The sequence below is a fragment of the Vibrio sp. SCSIO 43155 genome (assembly GCF_023716605.1).
Classification (GTDB): Bacteria; Pseudomonadota; Gammaproteobacteria; order Enterobacterales; family Vibrionaceae; genus Vibrio; species Vibrio harveyi.
Map to the genome: position 1 here is coordinate 726,078 of NZ_CP071853.1, position 18,236 is coordinate 744,313.

The window sequence follows — 18,236 nt, forward strand, 5'->3', positions numbered from 1 at the left end:
TCTAGGAGCAAGATTATGAACAAACAAGTAAGCCTAATTGGTCTAGACAGCGAACAATCAGCACAACTAGCTCAACAGTTAAATCAACTGCTAGCGCATTACCAAGTGTTGTACATGAACTCTCGCGGTTACCACTGGAACATTAAAGGTGCGCAATTCTTCGAACTGCACGTAAAATTTGAAGAGATTTACACTGATCTACAAACAAAAATTGATGAGCTTGCAGAGCGTATTCTAACTTTGGGTCATACGCCAGCGCACGCATTCAGCAACTACTTGGAAGCAAGTGAAATTAAAGAACATCAAAACGCGACTTCTGGTGAGGAGTGTGTACAAGGTCTGGTTCAAGGCTTTAGCGTTCTACTTCTAAAACAGCGTGAGATTCTACAAAACGCGGGTGAAGCAGATGACGAAGGTACAGCGGCATTGATGGGTGACTACATCCGTGAGCAAGAAAAATTAATGTGGATGCTTAACGCTTACCTACAAGGCTAAGCAGCGCATCACCCAAGCAATCCATGGGAACGCTTGAAACAATCGGGAATAAGTCATAAGGGGGACGTTAGTACCCCTTTTTTTGTTTGCGTATTTTATTTGCGTGGTAAGGATTCGAAACGGCTCAATAAATCACTGAGTTCATTAAGCGCCAACGAGGCTGAGTCATTGAAGGTTTCTTGATTCCCATGGTGCACAAGGCAAGAGGGCATCTGCGCGTTATACGCTGCCTGTAAGTCATAGAGGTAATCGCCGACATAAAGCACTTCATCAGGCATCAAACGCCACTCTTTCGCCAACACCTGCAAAGACAATGGGTCTGGCTTGGGCGGGAAGCATTCACGAGTGATGACTCGTTCCACTGAGATTTGGTTGTGTTCTAGTTTGCGCTGCGTGGCGATTTGGCAGTTGCGCGTCACGATAGCGGTTTTGATTTCATTTTGATGCAAGTGGGCGAGCAATTCATGGCAGCCAATCATTGGAGCAGACTGCTCAGCATCAGAAATCTCGTAATCAAATATCACGTTATGAGCGTGCTCTCGATGATGAGGATGCTCAAGTGCGTCGACAAAATCCAATAGATCTTCACTCTGCGGACAACCTAGCTGTTGTCGCAATTCGCCGAAGTTCATATCAGAACTCACCAAGGTGTTGTCTAAGTCAAACACCACGGCTTTAATTTTATCGAGCTGTAAAGGGAATGGAATCATAATGACCTCGTACAACTTAACCGAACTATCGTTTTAAAAAACAAAAGGTTATTGTTAAGTTTAGATTCTTCTGCTTAGATTATACGAAAATAAATCAACCATGTATCACAAAACAAGGACGCGCATGATCATTCCTAAACCATTACAAAAAGGCGACACCATCGGCTTTTTCTCGCCATCCTCCCCAGCCACGGTATTTGCACCAACACGTTTTGAGCGTGCCAAAGCGTACGTGGAATCTCATGGTTACCAGCTAAAAGCAGGCAGCTTAACGGGTAAAACTGACCAATACCGCTCGGGTTCGATTCAAGAGCGAGTAGAAGAATTGAATGCGCTGATTCGTGATCCCGAAGTGCGCTGTATTATGTCGACCATTGGCGGTAACAACAGTAACTCATTGCTGCCTTACATTGATTACGAGGCATTGAAGAAGGATCCAAAGATCATTGTTGGCTATTCGGATGTGACAGCTTTGCTTATGGGCATTTACGCACAAACTGGCATCGTTACTTTCTATGGTCCAGCTTTGGTGGCATCTCTGGGTGAATTCCCGCCATTGGTGGACGAGACCTTCGCTTCGTTCGAATCGATAGTGAATACATTAGTCGGCTTGGATCATCAATACACAATGCCACTAGGGTGGACAGATGAATGGATAGAGTGGGGCGAGCAAGACCGCGCAAAGCAAACCTTGCGAAACCATTGGCACTTCAAAGGTGAAGGCAAGATCACAGGGCGTTTGATTGGCGGCAACCTTAATACCATGACGGGTATTTGGGCAAGTGAGTTTATGCCGAGTATCGAACAAGGCGATATTTTGCTAGTGGAAGATTGTTTGCAGGGCATTGAAACGGTCGAACGTTCTTTTGCGCTGCTCAAGCTCTCTGGTGTGTTTGATAAAGTTGGTGCGGTTGTGCTCGGCAAGCATGAAAAGTTCAATGATAAAGGCACAGGACGAGCACCTGTAGACGTGTTACTAGAAGTACTTAACGGTCAACCACTGCCAATTTTGTATGACTTTGACAGCTGTCATACCCACCCAATGCTCACCGTTCCATTGGGCTCGACCATGACGCTCGATTTTGACAATGAAACGGTGGCAGTGAGTTTAAAGAGCTAGCTTTTTTTGACTCGTTCGTCAGAGAAAACTATTTCTCCTCAAGACGAAAGATTTTGCCGCTGTCGGTAGAAAAGTAGATATAACCATCGGGGCTGATGGTTATATCTCTTACTCGCTCACCAAGATTCTCCATCAATCTTTTTGATTCGGTGAGCTTGCCATTCTCAATAGAAACCACGTTGATGTGCGCCAGTTTCAATGCACCGGCGAGGATTTTTCCGTCCAACTCTGGGTATTTATCGCCACGGTACAAAATCATATTGCTGGGTGCGATAGAAGGGATGTATACCAACTTTGGATCTTCCATTCCCGGTAACGACTTAGCTTCCCCGACGTCCAACGGTCCCCAATATTCTTTACCATGAGAGACTTTTGCCCAGCCGTAGTTCGCGCCTCTCTTGATTAAATTAATTTCATCGCCGCCGCGTGGTCCATGTTCAATCGACCACAGCTGTTTTGTTGCTTCGTCGTAAAACATACCTTGTGGGTTGCGGTGCCCGTAACTCCATATCTCAGGACGAGCTCCGGAAGATTTGAATGGGTTGTCTTGTGGAACCGAACCATCAAGGTTAAGGCGCAGAATACTGCCAGCATGGGTTTGAGTGTCTTGCCCATTATCTCGTTCGCCACGGTCACCGATTGAGAAGTAAACTTTGTCGTCAATAAATGAAATTCGACTGCCGTAGTGACGCCCTGTGTCAGTGATGGCATCAGCAACAAAGAGATCTTTCCAGCCCACAAGCTGATTGTTTTGCAATTGCGCTGTCGCTAACGCCACCGTATTGCCTTTGCTCGTGCGCTTGCTGTAGGTAAAGAAGAGTTGCGGATTTTGCGTATCGGCATTCGGTGCGAGCGCGACATCCAATAAGCCAGCTTGCCCACTGGTATTCACATCGGGAACGTTAAACAGCTTTTGAGGTTTGCCTGTGGTGATATCTAGCAACGAAACCGTACCGTTCTTTTCATTGACGATTACGCGTTGGCTATCTAAGAACTCGATCCCCCAAGGGATCTGAAATCCATTCGCCACTTCGTTGGCGCGGTATTCGGCAGCGTTGGCAGAAAAGGATAAACAAGCGAGTAGGGCAGCAGCAATCGTTCTCATGGTTCCTTCCAATATGAATCGTATTAATGCTTAAAAGCTAACACTAAAAGGGAACGTTTTGCAGAGCATGGATTGTATAAGAATGTAAAAAATCCCCGATACGAGATCGGGGATTGAATTAAGGCTAGAGAATTGTTTATGTAGCGAGATTACATCGCTTCTTCGAAGATCTTAGAGATTTCTTCGTGAGTTGCTTGTTTAGGGTTAGTGAAACCACAAGCATCTTTCAGTGCGTTGTCTGCTAGTGTTGGGATGTCTTCTAGTTTCGCACCAAGCTCTTTAATACCTGCTGGGATACCCACATCTTTCGCTAGTGTAACGATAGCGTCGATTGCTGCCGCTGCACCTGCTTCAGCAGACATGCCTTCTACGTTTACGCCCATTGCTTTCGCTACATCACGTAGACGCTCAGGACATACTTGCGCGTTGTAGCGCTGTACGTGAGGTAGAAGAATCGCGTTACAAACACCGTGTGGAAGGTCGTAGAAACCACCTAGCTGGTGCGCCATTGCATGTACGTAACCTAGAGACGCGTTGTTGAAAGCCATACCCGCCATGAACTGTGCGTATGCCATTTGTTCACGAGCTTCTAGATCTTCACCGTTTTTCACTGCTGTGCGTAGGTAAGCTTGGATAAGCTCAATTGCTTTGATTGCTACCGCATCAGTGATTGGTGTTGCCGCGATAGATACGTAAGCTTCAATCGCGTGAGTTAGGGCATCCATACCTGTTGCCGCAGTTAGCGAAGCAGGTTTAGCTAGCATTAGCTCAGGATCGTTTACTGAGATAAGCGGTGTTGTGTGCTTATCAACGATAGCCATCTTGATGTGACGCTCTTCGTCAGTGATGATGCAGAAACGCGTCATTTCAGATGCAGTACCCGCAGTCGTGTTGATTGCGATAAGTGGCATCATTGGTTTTGCAGATTGGTCTACGCCTTCGTAATCTGCGATTTTGCCGCCGTTAGAAGCAACAAGCGCGATACCTTTCGCACAGTCGTGTGGTGAACCGCCACCTAGAGAGATAACGAAGTCACATTCGTTATCAGTAAGAAGTGCCAAGCCGTCGTTAACGTTGCTGATAGTAGGGTTTGGTTGAGTGCCATCGAACACAACAGTTGCAACGTCGCGTTCTGTTAGTAGATCTTGAACCTGCTTTACTACACCGATTTGGTTAAGAATCTTATCCGTAACAATCAAACCTTTTTTAAAGCCTTGAGATTGGATGCTGTCTGCTGCGTCTTTCAGACAACCAGCGCCCATTAGGTTTACGGTAGGGATAAAAAATGCACTTGTCATATTGGATTGCTCCGTCGTTATTTTTAATAATCTTTCTTAATCTGTCATTTACTCTTGCATACCCCGTTCTTGATTTAGATTGATCTAGGACAAGTTTAACCCCTTAGGGGTATCTTGAGGGCTGAAAGTGTGATGACAGTCTTGTTGCACAGTGAGATGGTGCAACACCTACTTAACGTAGCTGAAATATCTCATTTATCACGCAAACGATTGGCAAAAATAACAAGATTCGTACGGTTTATCTCTCAATTCGACTAAAGTATAAAAAATCCCCATTAATATGTAGTCTATCAATGGGGATTCGTATGGTGTGTTTTAAGCAAACGTTTTCGATTTAGGCGATTTTAACTAACTTATCTACTAGTTTTTCAATGCCTGATGCGGCTTGGGAGATATTCTCCGCTAACATATAAGCTGGTGTTGAAAGCACGTTGTGTTTTTCATCGAAATGGATTTCATCCACCTGACAATTGACATGCTCGCCCCCCATATGACCGAATGCTGCAGCAGTGGCTTCATCGTTACCAATGGTGCCTTTTACACCTTGATCATAAATCATCGGGATAATAGTTGGTGCGATGCATAGATACCCTGCAGGTTTGCCCGCTTGAGCGAACGCACGACACGCTTGGGCGACGTGAGTATTAATCGAACACTCTGCGCCTGAGACGGCGAAGTCGGTTAAGTTTTTCGCGGCACCAAATCCACCTGGAAGCAGTAGGGCATCGTATTCATCAACGTTAAGTTTGGCGACATCGTCAATGTTACCGCGAGCGATACGAGCTGATTCGATCAAGACGTTGCGTGTTTCATCCATTTCGTCACCAGTTAGGTGATTGATGACGTGGAGTTGGTCAATGTTAGGTGCAAAGCAGTGCCAAGTTGCACCTGCTTTCTCGATGGCGTAGAGCGCCAATACGGCTTCGTGGATCTCAGAACCGTCGTAAACGCCTGAACCACTTAAAATGACTGCGACTTTTTTCATGATTGGATTCCTTTACTCTGAACGTTCCTTAGATTGTTCTTCACTATCTAGACCATGCGTTTCCGAATGTGTTTCAACGTTTTCACTTTCGTCGTCTTCCTCATAGTAGCGCACAACAAAAGGTGTCAGCATGACACTCGAAGGTAGAAAATGTTTCATATCGACTCCAACCGCTTAATAGAGTGGTTTTTATACCGATTTTGGAAAAAGAGTACGTTGAAGCGGATCATTTTTGAGTTAAGCTGCAGTTTCCTTTGGCATTCATGAGCAGTAGGTCACATAGATAACATGCAATCCTATCAGTTTCGTTTCACCCTTTATGGTTGTATCGCCATTCTCTCTTGGAGCTGTTTGTTAGGCATCGCAAGATTGGTCACAGAAAGTTTGGGACCCGTGGGCGGATCAGCCATGCTGTATTCTCTGAGCTCCATTTTTCTGTTGATTGTGGTTGGCATCCCAAAACTGTCGTATTTCTCACCCAAGTATTTAGTTCTGGGTGGGGCGATGTTTGTTTGCTACGAGATCTTCCTGGCGTTGGCATTGGGCTACTCCAATTCTCGTTCTCAAGCGATTGAAGTTTCCATCGTCAATTATCTATGGCCGGCACTAACCGTTTTGTTTGCGGTATTGGGCAGTAACAAAAAGCCGAACTGGCTACTGTACCCGGCAGTTATATTGGCATTCATTGGTGTCGCTTGGACGGTCAGTGGTGATAGCGGTTTATCACCGACGCAGTTATTGGCGAACATCAGCAGCAATCCGATTGTTTACTTTATGGCATTTGCAGGCGCAGTCATCTGGGCTGTGTATTGCAATCTGACCCAAAGACAACAATCGAAGCACAACGCGATTACTTTGTTTTTTATCGCGACAGCCATCTCTTTGTGGATCAAATACGCCTTTACTGATGAGCCGCCAATGGCATTCAGTTGGGAAGCGATGGGGTATTTAGTGGCGTCTGCGGCTTTAATGGCGGGTGGCTACGGATTATGGAACATCGCGATTGTGGGCGGCAATATGGTGTTTCTCGCAACCTTGTCTTACTTTACGCCGATTTTTTCTGCTCTGTTTTCCTCTCTTATTCTAGGCGTCACTCTAAGCCACAGCTTCTGGCAAGGAGTCGTAATGGTAACGGTTGGTTCGCTGATGTGTTGGCTGGTCACCAAAGAGAAGCGCGAAGCGGCGGGATGAACGCTGGTATAGAAATATGTAGAGCACGCTCGAGTGTCTTTCAGGTTCAAATCAAAGCAAGAAAAAAGCTCCCGAGATTGGGAGCTTTTCTTTTGAGTTCTAATGATTGTTTGGTGGCGCTCTAATAAGCGACGTTCAAGTTCAGTTGAAGCTTGAATCTGTGCTTCGATAGTCGCTTAGTAAGTTGCTTACGAGTGTGTTCTAGCGTATCAAGCTCTAGCGTGTCGTCATCCACATGCACGTCCACATTTACTCGCAGTTCTTGACCAACTTTAGTTACGCCAGCCAGTTTCAATTGGTGCTCAGTCACTTTTTCAATCTCAAGAACGTCTTTACCAACGCTCTGACACAACTCTTTGCTTGGTGTCATCATTAACAGTTCGCGTAGGGCACCAACTAGCATATCAAATGGTACTTTAAGGAAGTAGAAGCCCATCAAGACCATCATCATAGGGTCTGCATAGACCGCGTAGTGTGCGTATGGTGTTAGTGATACCAACCATGCAGCGATAAAACCAACCGTTACTGCCACGCTTAACAACGTATCCATTTGCCATTGTTTTTTCTCGGCTTCGATCAAACCTGATGAGAAACGACGACTTTTCTTCGCCATAAACCACCAAGCGTAACCACAACCAATCACGTTAACGACACCGAAGATGGTTGCGATGGAAGCGTCTACCTCACGACCGCCTGTCATCAACGCGGTTACCGCTGAAAATAATGAGAAAGAAACCACCACTAAAATAACAGCGGCTTTAATAGCGATAACGATAGGTTCAAGTACAGCTTTGCCGAAAGGAAAAATAGATTTTGATGGCTTGCTGATGTAGTAAGAAGCTGCCAGTGACAATAAAGTTAACAGCAGACTGACTAGAGAATAAACACCGTCAAAAACGATGACGATCGACCCAACAAGCAAGCCAAGTACCATCCCTCCAATTGCAAACCCAGATGCTAAAAGGGCTGAGAAGGTTAGGATACGGTTTTCGTTTTTGCTTGTCCTGTCACACATAAAAGATGCCTTAAATTATTACACCCTTACATTCTTCTCCTTAGGGCAAATTTAAGCAAATGAAAACTGTGTGACATTTAAACGATAAAATGTTGATTTTGAATTATGTTTTTATTTTTCAATGAGTTAATATTAAATTTTGCTGTCAATATAATTGACGCTCACTGCAATATGTTTAGAAGTCGAATAAATACTCGCTTAACTTATCGGCCAACCAACTCATTGCAGGGTGTTCTGTTTGTCCATTTGGTACGAACATACAGTAGTCTTCTTGCGTCAAACCATAGGTGTGTTTGATCACCGCAAGTTTCTGATGTCTTAAGTAATGTCGGATCAATGGCTCTGGTAATACGCCCCATGCATCTTCTTCTAAAATAGTGTTCAGCATGTAGTCAAAACTGGAGAAGCCAATGTATCGAGTAGAAAAGGGTTGTAGCTCGGGGTTGTCTTTCTCATTCAAATACACCATCAAAGCTTGCATCTGGTTACGCAAATCTTCATCGGTGACGCGACGCATTTTGCTGAGTTGGTGATCGAAGCTACAGACCGACATCATACGAATTTTACCAAGTGGATTGTAAACGATGTGTGGGTCATCCACGCGCTCGTAATCAACACCAAATGCAAAATCGACCTGTTGAGTACTGACCAAATTAGCTAAGTCACCACTGGAAGCGAGAATCAGGTTGAATGTGGTGGAAGGGAAGCGATTGTTTAGAGTATGCGAGAGCTCTTGCCAAAGTTCGTCTGGCAGCGAGTCATCACGTGCCACCCAGACCTCAGCGTTGAAGCCGTCAGAAACTTGAGCGCAGGTCTTTTTGATTCGTTGTGCGGTTACGAGCAGGTTTTCGCAGTCTTTGAAGATGGCTTTCCCCGCTTCCGAGAGCGTTAGTTGATTGCCTGTGCGAGTGAATAGCTCGACGTCTAAGTCTTTCTCAAGCGCTTTAATTGCCATACTGAGTTTGGTGCGGTTGCAATCGAGTTGACGCGCAGCCTCCGATACGGAGCCATATTCGGCGATGGTACAAAAAGCTTCGACTTGAGTTAAGTTCATGATTAAAAAAGACCTAAACTAAAAAGATGAGAATCGATAACGTAGATGAATGAGCGTACTGACGCTTAGAAAGATTATCGAAAAAAACACGGATTCGCCAGATAAGTCTATGGTGTTTTGGCGTTTTTGCGGTAATCTATGGGGGTTACAAGAAGTGAACATGGAGGCCACGATGGCACAAGATTGGGACGGCTTAGCAAAGAATTGGGAATCTAACCCAGCAACAGATCAATTTGCTCAGTCGGTGTTTGCACAGTTACAACAGCTTACTCAGCTTGATGGCATTAAAGTATTGGATTTTGGATGTGGGACAGGGCAGTTAAGCCAACTATTGTCGCCATCCGCAAAAGAGATTGTGGCGCTGGATGCATCTGAAGCCATGATTGAAGAGCTTGATAAGAAAGAGTTAGAGAATGTAGAACCAGTTGTTGACGCATTGACGCGTGGTTTAGTTGCTCAGCACCCAGCATTCCGTGGTCAGTTTGACTTAGTCGTTGCTTCTTCAGTTCTGGCTTTTATCGAAGACTACGAAACGTCTCTAGAGATTGCTCACTCGTTACTTAACGCTGGTGGTCACTTCGTGCATTTTGATTGGATCGCAGATTCAGCAAAAGAAGGCTTCACGCTAGCGAAATCAGAAAACGCACTTATCAAAGCCGGCTTTACTGAGGTAGAAACGAAGAAGGTCTTCGAAATCACATCAGACGGTCACACAATGTCAGTATTAATGGGTGTAGGTCGCCGTTAATCTCCGACAAAGAACATAAGAAAAGCGAGCTGTTTAGCTCGCTTTTTTGTTTTCTTTGATTAGCTAGACAAACGTGAGTTGTCGAATTTCTTCTAAAACATCCGGGTTCGCAATCGCACCTAAGTTCTCAACTTCCTTACCATTTATGACTTGTTTGACTGCAAGTTCTACCAACTTTCCTGAGCGTGTTTTAGGAATGTCGCTGATGGCGAAAATTTGGCTTGGCACGTGCCTTGGCGAACAGGACGTTTTGAGGCGCGACTTAATCTCTGCTACTAACCTGTCATCTAAAGTGACGCCAGAAACGGTCTGAACAAACAGCCAAATTTGTTCGTTTCGCTCGATCTCTTTACCAACGGCAATGGAATCGACGATACCTTCAATGGAATTTACCTGCTGATAAATCTCCGCTGTGCCGATGCGCACACCGCCAGGATTCAACAATGCATCGCTACGACCGTAAAAAACAAACCCACCTTTGGCGCTGCGTTCGACATCGTCACCGTGACGCCAGATATCATCGAACTTGTCCCAGTAAGCGTTGTGGTAGCGCTCCCCTGTATCGTTCCAAAAGCCGACAGGGAAGTTAGGCATGGAATTGACACAGACGAGCTCACCGCGTTGTTCACTCACGCTTTGACCCTGTGAGTCGAACACTTGAACATCAATCCCCAAGCCAGCGTACTGGCACTCACCACGATAAACAGGCGAGATAGGGTTGCCTAGTACAAAGCAGCCACAGATGTCTGTTCCGCCTGAAATAGAAGCCAAGTGCAAATCTTGCTTGATTCGTTGATACACGTAGTCAAACTGCTCTGGATAAAGCACTGAGCCCGTAGAGCACAAGGTTCTCAAAGCTGGGAGAGAGTAATCTTGGATTGGCGACAGTCCGGCTTTTTCTATCGCCTCTAGGTACTTGGCGGCAGTACCAAAGAGACTTACTTCTGCTCGCTGAGCTAAATCCCACAACACATCAGGCGTTGGGTAAACCGGGCTCCCATCGAAAATCACCAAGCACGCGCCACTCGCTAGAGCAGATACGTGCCAGTTCCACATCATCCAACCACAGGTTGTGTAATAAAAGACGCGATCTTTAGGCTGAATATCTGAATGAAGTTGATGCTCTTTAAGGTGATTAAGAATCGTACCGCCAACAGAATGCACGATGCACTTAGGCTTGCCAGTTGTGCCGGAGGAATAAAGCACAAATAGCGGACTATTGAATTCCACGCGAGTGTAATGCAACGGAGCAGGGGAATATTGATTAATGATGTTTTGCCAATCGTGAGTACAAACATCGCATTCGAACACATGCGGTTTGAGGTAACCGATCTGGCACACTTGTTTCAGTCCATCGAGATGATCCGCGATGTGGTGGTTCTTCTCCGACATATCGAAGGTTTTTCCATTAAAGGTATAACCATCGCAGGTAAAGAGAACCTTTGGCTTCACTTGCCCGAAGCGCTCAATAACGCTTTCTACGCCAAAATCAGGGGAGGTGGACGTCCAAGTCGCTCCCAAGCTGGTGGTAGCAAGCATTGCAATAATGGTCTGTGGCATATGTGGTAAATAACCTGCAACCACATCGCCTTGCTTGATGCCACATTCGACTAACCATTGCTGAACGCTCGAGACCTCGTCACAAAGCTGTTTCCAAGTGTAAGTCTGTTTGTCGCCGCGTTCGTTTTCAAACCAAATCGCCAGCTCATCCGCTTGTTGCTCTGCCAAACTGAGCAGGTTCTCTGCGTAGTTAACTTGAGCTTGAGGGAACCACACGGTATCTCGATTTTGCATTGGTGATTGCCAACGGCTTTCACCTTGTGCTTTTACGGTATCGCCTTGCGTGCCAATTAGATCGCAAAATTGCCAAACCTCTTTCCAGAAATGCTCGTTATGCTCCAAAGACCATTGGTGCAAATCAGAGTAGTTTTTGAGCTCGAAACCCTGCCGATTAATGTGCTCGATAAACTGCGTGATATTGGCTTGCTCGATTCGATCTTCCGTCGGCTGCCAGACTTTGTTGCTCTCGCGCATAGCTCCCTCTATAACAAAGTTTTAACGTTTTCAGTCTGAGGTGAACCAGAAATAAAGTCAAACTCGTTGGAGAAACTGGCTCCTTATGTATATCAATGTGTTAGGAGTTGATGTAAAGAAAATGTTACACCTGAATTTTGAGTGGAAAATGGTCAGGGGATTGGAAGGACAAAAGAGTGTAGATAGGCTTAATGTAAAGGATTTGTTAACGGAGATGTGCAATGACTCAGTATCATTCAAAACCCGTCGATCAGGATGGAAGGGTAGAATGGAGCCATGAAGAGGATGCCATTTGGCGCGACTTGGTAACAAGACAAATGAGCGTGATTCAAGACCGTGCATGCGACGCCTATCTGCATGGACTCAAGCTACTCGATTTACCTCATGACCGCGTGCCACAACTGCCCGAAATCAATCGTGTCTTGATGGAAACAACGGGCTGGCAAGTGGAGCCAGTACCTGCATTGATCGACTTTGATCGTTTCTTCAATTTGCTTGGCAATAAACGCTTCCCAGTCGCGACATTTTTGAGAACGCGAGAAGAGTTTGATTATCTACAAGAGCCAGATTTCTTCCATGAGATCTTCGGTCATTGCGCCATGCTCACCAACCCTGATTTTGCCGCCTTTACCGAGCATTACGGACAGCTCGGACAAGCCGCGACACCGAAGCAGCGAGGGTACCTTGCGCGTCTATATTGGTTTACAGTCGAGTTCGGCTTGGTTCAAGAGGGCAACAAAACCAAGATCTACGGTGGCGGCATCCTTTCATCTCCGGGAGAAACCATCTATTCATTGGAAAGCGACATCGCGATTAGAGACGAATTCGACCTACAAACTGTACTAAGGACCCCTTATCGCATCGATATCATGCAGCCGAAATACTACGTGATTGAAGATTTGTCCCAGCTTTTCCAAATTAGCCAACTGAATCTATTGAAACAAGCCGATCTAGCGATTGAAGCCGGATTGCTTCCACCAGTTTTTGAACCAAAGGAACCTGCTCATGTTGAATGAACAAAAATGCGAAGCTTGTAGTATCGATGCCATTGCACTTAGTAAAGAGGAACAACAGTCTTTGCTGCTGCAATTATCAGATTGGCAGATCATTGAGAGAGATGAGATTCCTCAACTTGAGAAGGTCTACAAGTTTAAGAACTTCAAACAAGCGTGGGCGTTTAGCAACAAGATTGCTGAGCTTGCAGAAGATGAATTCCATCACCCATCAATCTTGTTGGAGTGGGGCAAAGTGACTATCACGTGGTGGAGCCATTCTATTAAAGGTCTGCATAAGAACGACTTTATCTGTGCTTCTAAGTGCGACGCATTGGCGATTGAAGAATAGAGCAGAGTGATTATGTTCACTCGTTATAAACAAAAAGCGTCCGGACTAAAGTTCGGGCGCTTTACTTTTAGTTTTGTCGTCTTGAAGAGTGGGTATTAAAGCTCAATTCGAAACACAGATGTCGTGCCTGAAACTTCATTGCCTACTGCGATAAAGTGTTGTCCGTTACGAGCAAAGTAGTTGATTGACTCTGGCGCCAAATCACCTGCTTTCGGATTGTAAGTGTCGTTCGCACACTCGCCGTCTTCCACTTCAGTACAAACTGGTTGGCTGTAATCACGACGGTTTACGTAATGCAGGAACTGCGCTTGCTTCGGGTCTGTGATGTCATAAATCATGATGCCACCTTGACGTTCCAAGCCGATAAACGCGTAGTGACGACCATTGATTTGTGCTACTTCAATCGCTTCTGGCTCAATGCCTTTGTCGTCGCTGCGGTCATCGCCACTGTCATTGCTATCGTTGGTGCTGTTGAAGTTCTTACCTTCATTCATTAATGCGATTGTCGCGAAATCGTCACCACTATCGAAAACCAACTCACCGTTTTCATCCCAAATAGAGAATGAACGGGCACCAAAGGCTTGAACATTGTCTTGTGCAGAAAGCGTTTGTTCAGGCTTAATCACTTTTAGACGCGCGAGTTGCTTGTTATCTTTTAGCGCCTCTGCCAGCGGGTGATCTGCTGCAACTTTCAGCTTCTTACCGCGCACCTCATCAACATGGCTTAAACAGGTGCCTTGCTCAGAAGTATATTCATCTGTACCGAGGTAATCGTCTTCATCCCATTTGAAGCCCGCTTGGTCACATAGAGCTTGTGTTGTTTTGAAGCCATACTCACGACCGTCACCTTCGTTGGCAGAGAGGATGTAAGTTTTGCCATCTACCGAGTAGCTGTCGATGGTATCTGGCATGTACAGACCAACCAGTTGAGGGTAGCTCTTAAAGTTGCCAATGATTTTGTCTTTGTTCGAAGCATCCAGTTTTGAGTCCGACCAAGATTTCTCGCCCAGACCCACAATCTTCTCTACCGATTTGCTTTCAGGGTTTACGATTGCCATCGCGTTGTTTTCTTGCAGCGCAACGTAGATTTTACCGTTTTCAGCAAAGGTGAGGTATTCCGGTTCTAGATCTTGCGCCACTGTGGCATTTGGACCAGAGATTCGAACATCAGCAGGCAACTCAGACTTACGTGCACCATCAAACTCATTGAAACCAATCTGCGTGACTTCTGCTTGTTTTACGCCTTGGCTCAAGTCGATTAATGTGATGCTGCCCTCTGGGTCGACACTGTAGTCACCATTTGGCTCACCTTCGTTTGCTGTCGCAATGTATCTGCCGTCTTTTGAGAAGCCGACCATGTCTGGCAGTGCGCCGGTAGGGAAGGTGGTGATCAGCGACAAATCATCCGAACGGTACAAGCCAACAATACCATTCGCCTGCTTATTACTGTTTTCAATCGCAACAGCGACTAAACCATTAAAGACAGCAACGCTGTTTGCCGCACCAATCTCAACGCCTGACGCTTTGCCCGCGCTGTTGAGATCGATGAATTCGGTTTGCGTTGGTGCGCCGTTGTCATCCATAGAAAATACATCGACACGCTTTGCTTGAGCGTTGACCACGTAAAGCTTGTCAGTACACGCATCATATTGAACGATTTCTGCTGCTGATGTGTCGAACGGTGCGTCAGCGATAGACGTTCCCATAAAGGTCAAACCTTGGATGGATGTCTCCCCAACAACAGGTGCTACCGATGCTTTACACTGAGCTGCAAACGAAGAGAGAGAATCGTCAGGTTGAGATGAACATGCGATGGCAAGTGAAGATAATGCCAATACGCCTATTGCCTTAAATGGGGTGGTCATGATATTTCCTTATTAAGCAGATACAATGTTGCTCAATGCACCTAAATTAGATATCTATTCATTCATTACAACAGTGAGGAATAGTGCATTGATTGATGTGTTATTAAATAAGGTTCTGAATATATTTATGATTTATGACTCTTATATTGGCTTTTGATGAAACAAATGTGTCAGTTTAAATCTGAACGTCTGTCGAACATTTAAGATGAAAAGACACTAGGAACTAGAAATAATGGAACTTAAAGAATTTTTGGATGCGCTAGCGGCATCACCTGAGACAGTAGAATTTGAAACGACAATGGCAGCGATAGAGGCAAACTACGCGTTTACGCCAGCGGCTTTTGTGAATGGTGAAACGCACAATAATGCAGGTGAGAATAACGGCTCGTGCAAGATCTTCGCGTTTGGTCAATTGAATAACCTAAGCAAAGAAGCAACGTTGGCGTGTTTTGGTCGCTTCTACCGAGAAGACGTATTGGCACATCCAGAGAACAACGACCATCAAAACATTCGTAACTTTATGGTGACAGGTTGGGATGGCGTGAAGTTCGAATCCCAAGCGTTAGCGCAGAAATAGCGCGCTAAAAGTCTCGATTTCAATGACAAGCCAGTCAGCAAAGGACGACTAACTAGGCGACTGGCTTTTTCTCCAAACATTTACGACACAAACAAAGCTGTCCCGCTTCTGGCTTGGGTAGATCTCTGGTCTCAATATCAAAGCACCAGCACGTCTCTTTCCCCGCAGCAATATCGCAGTGCGCATTCGTGCCACACTCAGGGCAAGAGTGGGTTGAGTCATTTCCAACCAATTGCTCGATGATCGCGTCTCGTTGAGCATCAGACTTATCTTTCCACTGCACGATTTCTTCCATGGTTCGGTGACAGCCAGAACAGATTCCGCCGTTGTTTTTACAGGCTGCGCGGCAAGGTGACTTCATTATTTTTCTCGTTATGCTTTCCAGTAAGCGGCGTACTTTAACATGAAATTGTGCAGCGGGAAGCTCAATACTTGATTCAACAAAATATCCATTAGGTGAATAAATACTGGTCAAATTTATATGGAATGATAAACTGTATACTCAATTGTAGGAGGCGTCATGTTTAAACCGTATTTTAAGTGCATCACCTTGTCTGTTTTTATCGTTCTTTTGGCTGGTTGTGCCAGAGGTCCACAAGTCGATGAAACGAAATTTACGTCGTATGAGGACTTTCGACCGGGTCCTGAAGGCAGAGTCGATTTAGTGTGGGCAAGAGATGACATTAAAGATGCGCAAACATTAAAAGCCGTTCTTGATAAATACGATAGCGTACTAGTGGATCGTGTTTTTGTGGTTGTGAAAGATGCTGAGTTGGATGATGAGAGCATTAATGAATTGTCTGACTACATGGTGATGAGGCTCAAAGAGAAGATCTCGACCAATAAACGCATTGTAGATGAGCCAAGTGACTCAACACTTCGTTTGAGTATCGCGATCAGTAATGTGGAAACGCCTAATCCGATCTTAGCGGTAACAAGCTCTGTACTGCCTTTTGGTATTGGTGTTTCTACAATATCCAAGCTAACAACGGGCGAGCACACCAATGTGGGAGAGGCGACCATTGAACTGCTGGTAAGCGACTCTAAAACGGCGGAACCTATCTTTGCGGTGATAGACCGACATGTTGGCGATAAAGATTTGGATAACATTGTTGACGGGTTAAGTGGAGCGAAAGACGCAATCGACTGGTGGGTTAATCGATTATTTGTTACTTTCGACAACCAAGTTACCCAAATCTAGGTCGTTAGACAAAACGCCATGTTAGAAAAAGAAAATTTAATCAAACTCGCTCGAATGCAAATGCCGTTTGGCAAATACGCAGGGCGAGTACTGATTGATCTTCCAGAAGAGTACCTACTCTGGTTTGATAAAAAAGGCTTTCCTGAAGGGGAGCTAGGTGAACTGCTGAAATTCTGCCTCGCGCTAAAAATTGAAGGCTTAGATAGTGTTGTTAAGCCTTTAAAGCGCATGTAACCTGCCATAGAAACTCCCTATTTTTGATTTAAAGAATTACCATGAATTTTGATATTAATGCACTGAAACACCACCAACTGGTCGAAGATGGTCAACTTGAAGGGTGCTACCTTCATCAACCTGCAAAGGGCAGTCAGCAAGATGACAAAGCGGTTTTGGCAGAACGCCAAGCGCTGGAAAAGATGGGGTATAAGGTGATACAGGTTCAAGCGAAAGGCGGGACCACAACGTTTGCAGAAGCGATGCAGGAGTTTGCGCAGAAGACGGGGCTCCAGTCCAAGTAATAAGCGAATGGAGAAGGGCTTTTTATGTCTGGCTTAATGGCTTAGTGGTTTTGATACTTTTTCGCGATCTAGAACGCACAAAAAAGCCCGTAGCATCACGCTTACGGGCTTTCTTAATTCGTTTTAACTAGGCTTTTTCAGGCGCTAGGCTTTTTTTTTCCTGTTGCATTTTCGCAAGGAAGTACACGTTAACACATGCAATAAAGCCGTTTGTTAGTACTACTGGCCATGAATCAATCATCAAACCGTAAGCTGTGAAAAGCGCACAGCCGATAAAGTTAAGGATACGAAGCTTAACGATATCTTTCATAGTTAGTGAGATTGCAACCATGATTGAAGCCGCGTAGCCTAGAATCTCAACCATATTCATTTCCATTATTTGACCCTCTTAAATCTGCCGAATTCTGTCGGTACCACTTCTTCTCATCTTGAGATTAACGAGGAAGCTCCATGCCTCGAATGGTCTTGTTCGTTTTGATGGGTGAACTATAGCAATGGAAAAACCGTGATGAAAGCCTCAAATCAAGGTTAAGAGAAGGTTAGCGATTACGCAAACGTTTAGGAAAAAAATCATTGATAATTTTACTTATTATGTTGATTGATAATAACGATGTCACCAATAGATAAAACAAAGTTGAAGAAATAAGAGTTATCGCATACTATTGCAAATGAGAATTATTTACAACTAAGTCGATATTATGCCAGTAGCCATCAGTTTCTTGTTTTCGTTTGCTCTAATGATGCGTACTAAACCTCATACATGGGGCGTGATTCTTCACGTTTTAACACATGTGTTGATGCTACTTCTTATCCCTTCTGACTATGTTGTCCAATACCTTATGGTGATGTTTTTCTCTTCTCCATTCCTTATTCGACTTGCAAAACGCTCCTCTTCTTATGACATCTTATTTGCCTTTTTACCGCTTCTTATCGGTACTGGCGGGATGATGTTTACCGCTTAAAATCTGCTGGTTTC

Annotated in this window: 22 protein-coding genes; 11 read left to right on the top strand and 11 right to left on the bottom strand. The window is 45.0% G+C overall.

The window, feature by feature from the left end:
- Nucleotides 1-15 precede the first annotated feature (15 nt).
- Complete coding sequence (locus tag J4N44_RS20340) at nt 16-495, top strand: Dps family protein (RefSeq protein WP_005388254.1); 480 nt, start codon at nt 16-18, stop codon at nt 493-495.
- Nucleotides 496-590: 95 nt separating this feature from the next.
- Here J4N44_RS20340 and J4N44_RS20345 read toward each other — a convergent pair whose 3' ends face one another.
- Nucleotides 591-1,205 (bottom strand): HAD family hydrolase, encoded by a 615-nt coding sequence (locus J4N44_RS20345; RefSeq protein WP_005388252.1) that lies wholly within the window; start codon nt 1,203-1,205, stop codon nt 591-593.
- 124 nt (nt 1,206-1,329) lie between these two features.
- Between J4N44_RS20345 and J4N44_RS20350 the strand changes: the two genes are divergently transcribed.
- The gene (locus J4N44_RS20350) at nt 1,330-2,325 is read left to right on the top strand and encodes a S66 family peptidase (RefSeq protein ID WP_252045669.1); all 996 of its coding nucleotides are present in this window, start codon (nt 1,330-1,332) and stop codon (nt 2,323-2,325) included.
- Nucleotides 2,326-2,353: 28 nt separating this feature from the next.
- On the opposite strand, the gene J4N44_RS20355 is transcribed toward J4N44_RS20350, so the two are convergent.
- The 4 genes from J4N44_RS20355 to J4N44_RS20370 form a co-directional block, all read right to left on the bottom strand.
- Nucleotides 2,354-3,430, bottom strand: a complete 1,077-nt coding sequence (locus tag J4N44_RS20355) for a PQQ-dependent sugar dehydrogenase (RefSeq protein WP_252045670.1) — start codon at nt 3,428-3,430, stop codon at nt 2,354-2,356.
- Nucleotides 3,431-3,579: 149 nt separating this feature from the next.
- Nucleotides 3,580-4,728 carry an L-threonine dehydrogenase gene (yiaY, locus tag J4N44_RS20360; protein WP_005442614.1) on the bottom strand — a complete coding sequence of 383 codons (1,149 nt, stop codon included), beginning with the start codon at nt 4,726-4,728 and terminating at the stop codon, nt 3,580-3,582.
- 334 nt (nt 4,729-5,062) lie between these two features.
- Nucleotides 5,063-5,713, bottom strand: coding sequence for an isoprenoid biosynthesis glyoxalase ElbB (gene elbB, locus J4N44_RS20365; RefSeq protein WP_005442612.1), 651 nt, complete (start codon nt 5,711-5,713; stop codon nt 5,063-5,065).
- A 12-nt stretch (nt 5,714-5,725) separates the two neighbouring features.
- Nucleotides 5,726-5,872 carry a hypothetical protein gene (locus J4N44_RS20370; protein ID WP_005453721.1) on the bottom strand — a complete coding sequence of 49 codons (147 nt, stop codon included), beginning with the start codon at nt 5,870-5,872 and terminating at the stop codon, nt 5,726-5,728.
- A gap of 129 nt (nt 5,873-6,001) precedes the next feature.
- Here J4N44_RS20370 and yddG point away from each other — a divergent pair, with 129 nt between their 5' ends.
- On the top strand, nt 6,002-6,904 hold the full coding sequence (gene yddG / locus J4N44_RS20375; RefSeq protein ID WP_252045671.1) for an aromatic amino acid DMT transporter YddG: 903 nt from the start codon (nt 6,002-6,004) through the stop codon (nt 6,902-6,904).
- A gap of 121 nt (nt 6,905-7,025) precedes the next feature.
- Here yddG and J4N44_RS20380 read toward each other — a convergent pair whose 3' ends face one another.
- The gene (locus J4N44_RS20380) at nt 7,026-7,919 is read right to left on the bottom strand and encodes a cation diffusion facilitator family transporter (RefSeq protein ID WP_050938438.1); all 894 of its coding nucleotides are present in this window, start codon (nt 7,917-7,919) and stop codon (nt 7,026-7,028) included.
- 175 nt (nt 7,920-8,094) lie between these two features.
- Nucleotides 8,095-8,973 (bottom strand): LysR family transcriptional regulator, encoded by an 879-nt coding sequence (locus J4N44_RS20385; RefSeq protein ID WP_005453726.1) that lies wholly within the window; start codon nt 8,971-8,973, stop codon nt 8,095-8,097.
- Between the two features lie 49 nt (nt 8,974-9,022).
- Here J4N44_RS20385 and J4N44_RS20390 point away from each other — a divergent pair, with 49 nt between their 5' ends.
- Nucleotides 9,023-9,721, top strand: coding sequence for a class I SAM-dependent DNA methyltransferase (locus J4N44_RS20390; RefSeq protein WP_005453728.1), 699 nt, complete (start codon nt 9,023-9,025; stop codon nt 9,719-9,721).
- A gap of 63 nt (nt 9,722-9,784) precedes the next feature.
- On the opposite strand, the gene J4N44_RS20395 is transcribed toward J4N44_RS20390, so the two are convergent.
- Nucleotides 9,785-11,755, bottom strand: coding sequence for an acetoacetate--CoA ligase (locus tag J4N44_RS20395; RefSeq protein WP_252045672.1), 1,971 nt, complete (start codon nt 11,753-11,755; stop codon nt 9,785-9,787).
- Nucleotides 11,756-11,976: 221 nt separating this feature from the next.
- Between J4N44_RS20395 and phhA the strand changes: the two genes are divergently transcribed.
- Nucleotides 11,977-12,771, top strand: coding sequence for a phenylalanine 4-monooxygenase (gene phhA, locus J4N44_RS20400; RefSeq protein ID WP_252045673.1), 795 nt, complete (start codon nt 11,977-11,979; stop codon nt 12,769-12,771).
- Nucleotides 12,761-13,099 (top strand): 4a-hydroxytetrahydrobiopterin dehydratase, encoded by a 339-nt coding sequence (locus tag J4N44_RS20405; RefSeq protein WP_005433587.1) that lies wholly within the window; start codon nt 12,761-12,763, stop codon nt 13,097-13,099. The genes phhA and J4N44_RS20405 overlap by 11 nt, the downstream gene beginning before the upstream one ends.
- Before the next feature lie 95 nt (nt 13,100-13,194).
- Here J4N44_RS20405 and J4N44_RS20410 read toward each other — a convergent pair whose 3' ends face one another.
- The gene (locus tag J4N44_RS20410; protein WP_252045674.1) at nt 13,195-14,964 is read right to left on the bottom strand and encodes a choice-of-anchor I family protein; all 1,770 of its coding nucleotides are present in this window, start codon (nt 14,962-14,964) and stop codon (nt 13,195-13,197) included.
- 232 nt (nt 14,965-15,196) lie between these two features.
- On the opposite strand from J4N44_RS20410, the gene J4N44_RS20415 reads away from it, so the two are divergent.
- On the top strand, nt 15,197-15,541 hold the full coding sequence (locus tag J4N44_RS20415) for a HopJ type III effector protein (RefSeq protein ID WP_009704711.1): 345 nt from the start codon (nt 15,197-15,199) through the stop codon (nt 15,539-15,541).
- Nucleotides 15,542-15,593: 52 nt separating this feature from the next.
- Here J4N44_RS20415 and J4N44_RS20420 read toward each other — a convergent pair whose 3' ends face one another.
- Nucleotides 15,594-15,902, bottom strand: coding sequence for a cysteine-rich CWC family protein (locus J4N44_RS20420; RefSeq protein WP_017188880.1), 309 nt, complete (start codon nt 15,900-15,902; stop codon nt 15,594-15,596).
- 159 nt (nt 15,903-16,061) lie between these two features.
- On the opposite strand from J4N44_RS20420, the gene J4N44_RS20425 reads away from it, so the two are divergent.
- Genes J4N44_RS20425 through J4N44_RS20435 form a run of 3 tightly spaced genes read left to right on the top strand, consistent with a single transcriptional unit; the run spans nt 16,062 to nt 17,260 of the window.
- Nucleotides 16,062-16,742 carry a DUF3313 domain-containing protein gene (locus J4N44_RS20425; RefSeq protein WP_005442584.1) on the top strand — a complete coding sequence of 227 codons (681 nt, stop codon included), beginning with the start codon at nt 16,062-16,064 and terminating at the stop codon, nt 16,740-16,742.
- Nucleotides 16,743-16,760: 18 nt separating this feature from the next.
- Nucleotides 16,761-16,976: a DUF3820 family protein gene (locus J4N44_RS20430; protein WP_252045675.1), complete on the top strand. Its 216-nt coding sequence runs from the start codon at nt 16,761-16,763 to the stop codon at nt 16,974-16,976.
- A 41-nt stretch (nt 16,977-17,017) separates the two neighbouring features.
- Entirely contained in the window at nt 17,018-17,260 is a 243-nt protein-coding gene (locus J4N44_RS20435; RefSeq protein WP_009696087.1) for a hypothetical protein, read from the top strand.
- Between the two features lie 127 nt (nt 17,261-17,387).
- Here the strand turns inward: J4N44_RS20435 and J4N44_RS20440 are convergent, their stop codons facing one another.
- Nucleotides 17,388-17,636, bottom strand: a complete 249-nt coding sequence (locus J4N44_RS20440) for a YgjV family protein (protein ID WP_009696088.1) — start codon at nt 17,634-17,636, stop codon at nt 17,388-17,390.
- A gap of 322 nt (nt 17,637-17,958) precedes the next feature.
- On the opposite strand from J4N44_RS20440, the gene J4N44_RS20445 reads away from it, so the two are divergent.
- Nucleotides 17,959-18,222: a hypothetical protein gene (locus tag J4N44_RS20445; protein ID WP_005453751.1), complete on the top strand. Its 264-nt coding sequence runs from the start codon at nt 17,959-17,961 to the stop codon at nt 18,220-18,222.
- Nucleotides 18,223-18,236: the final 14 nt, after the last annotated feature.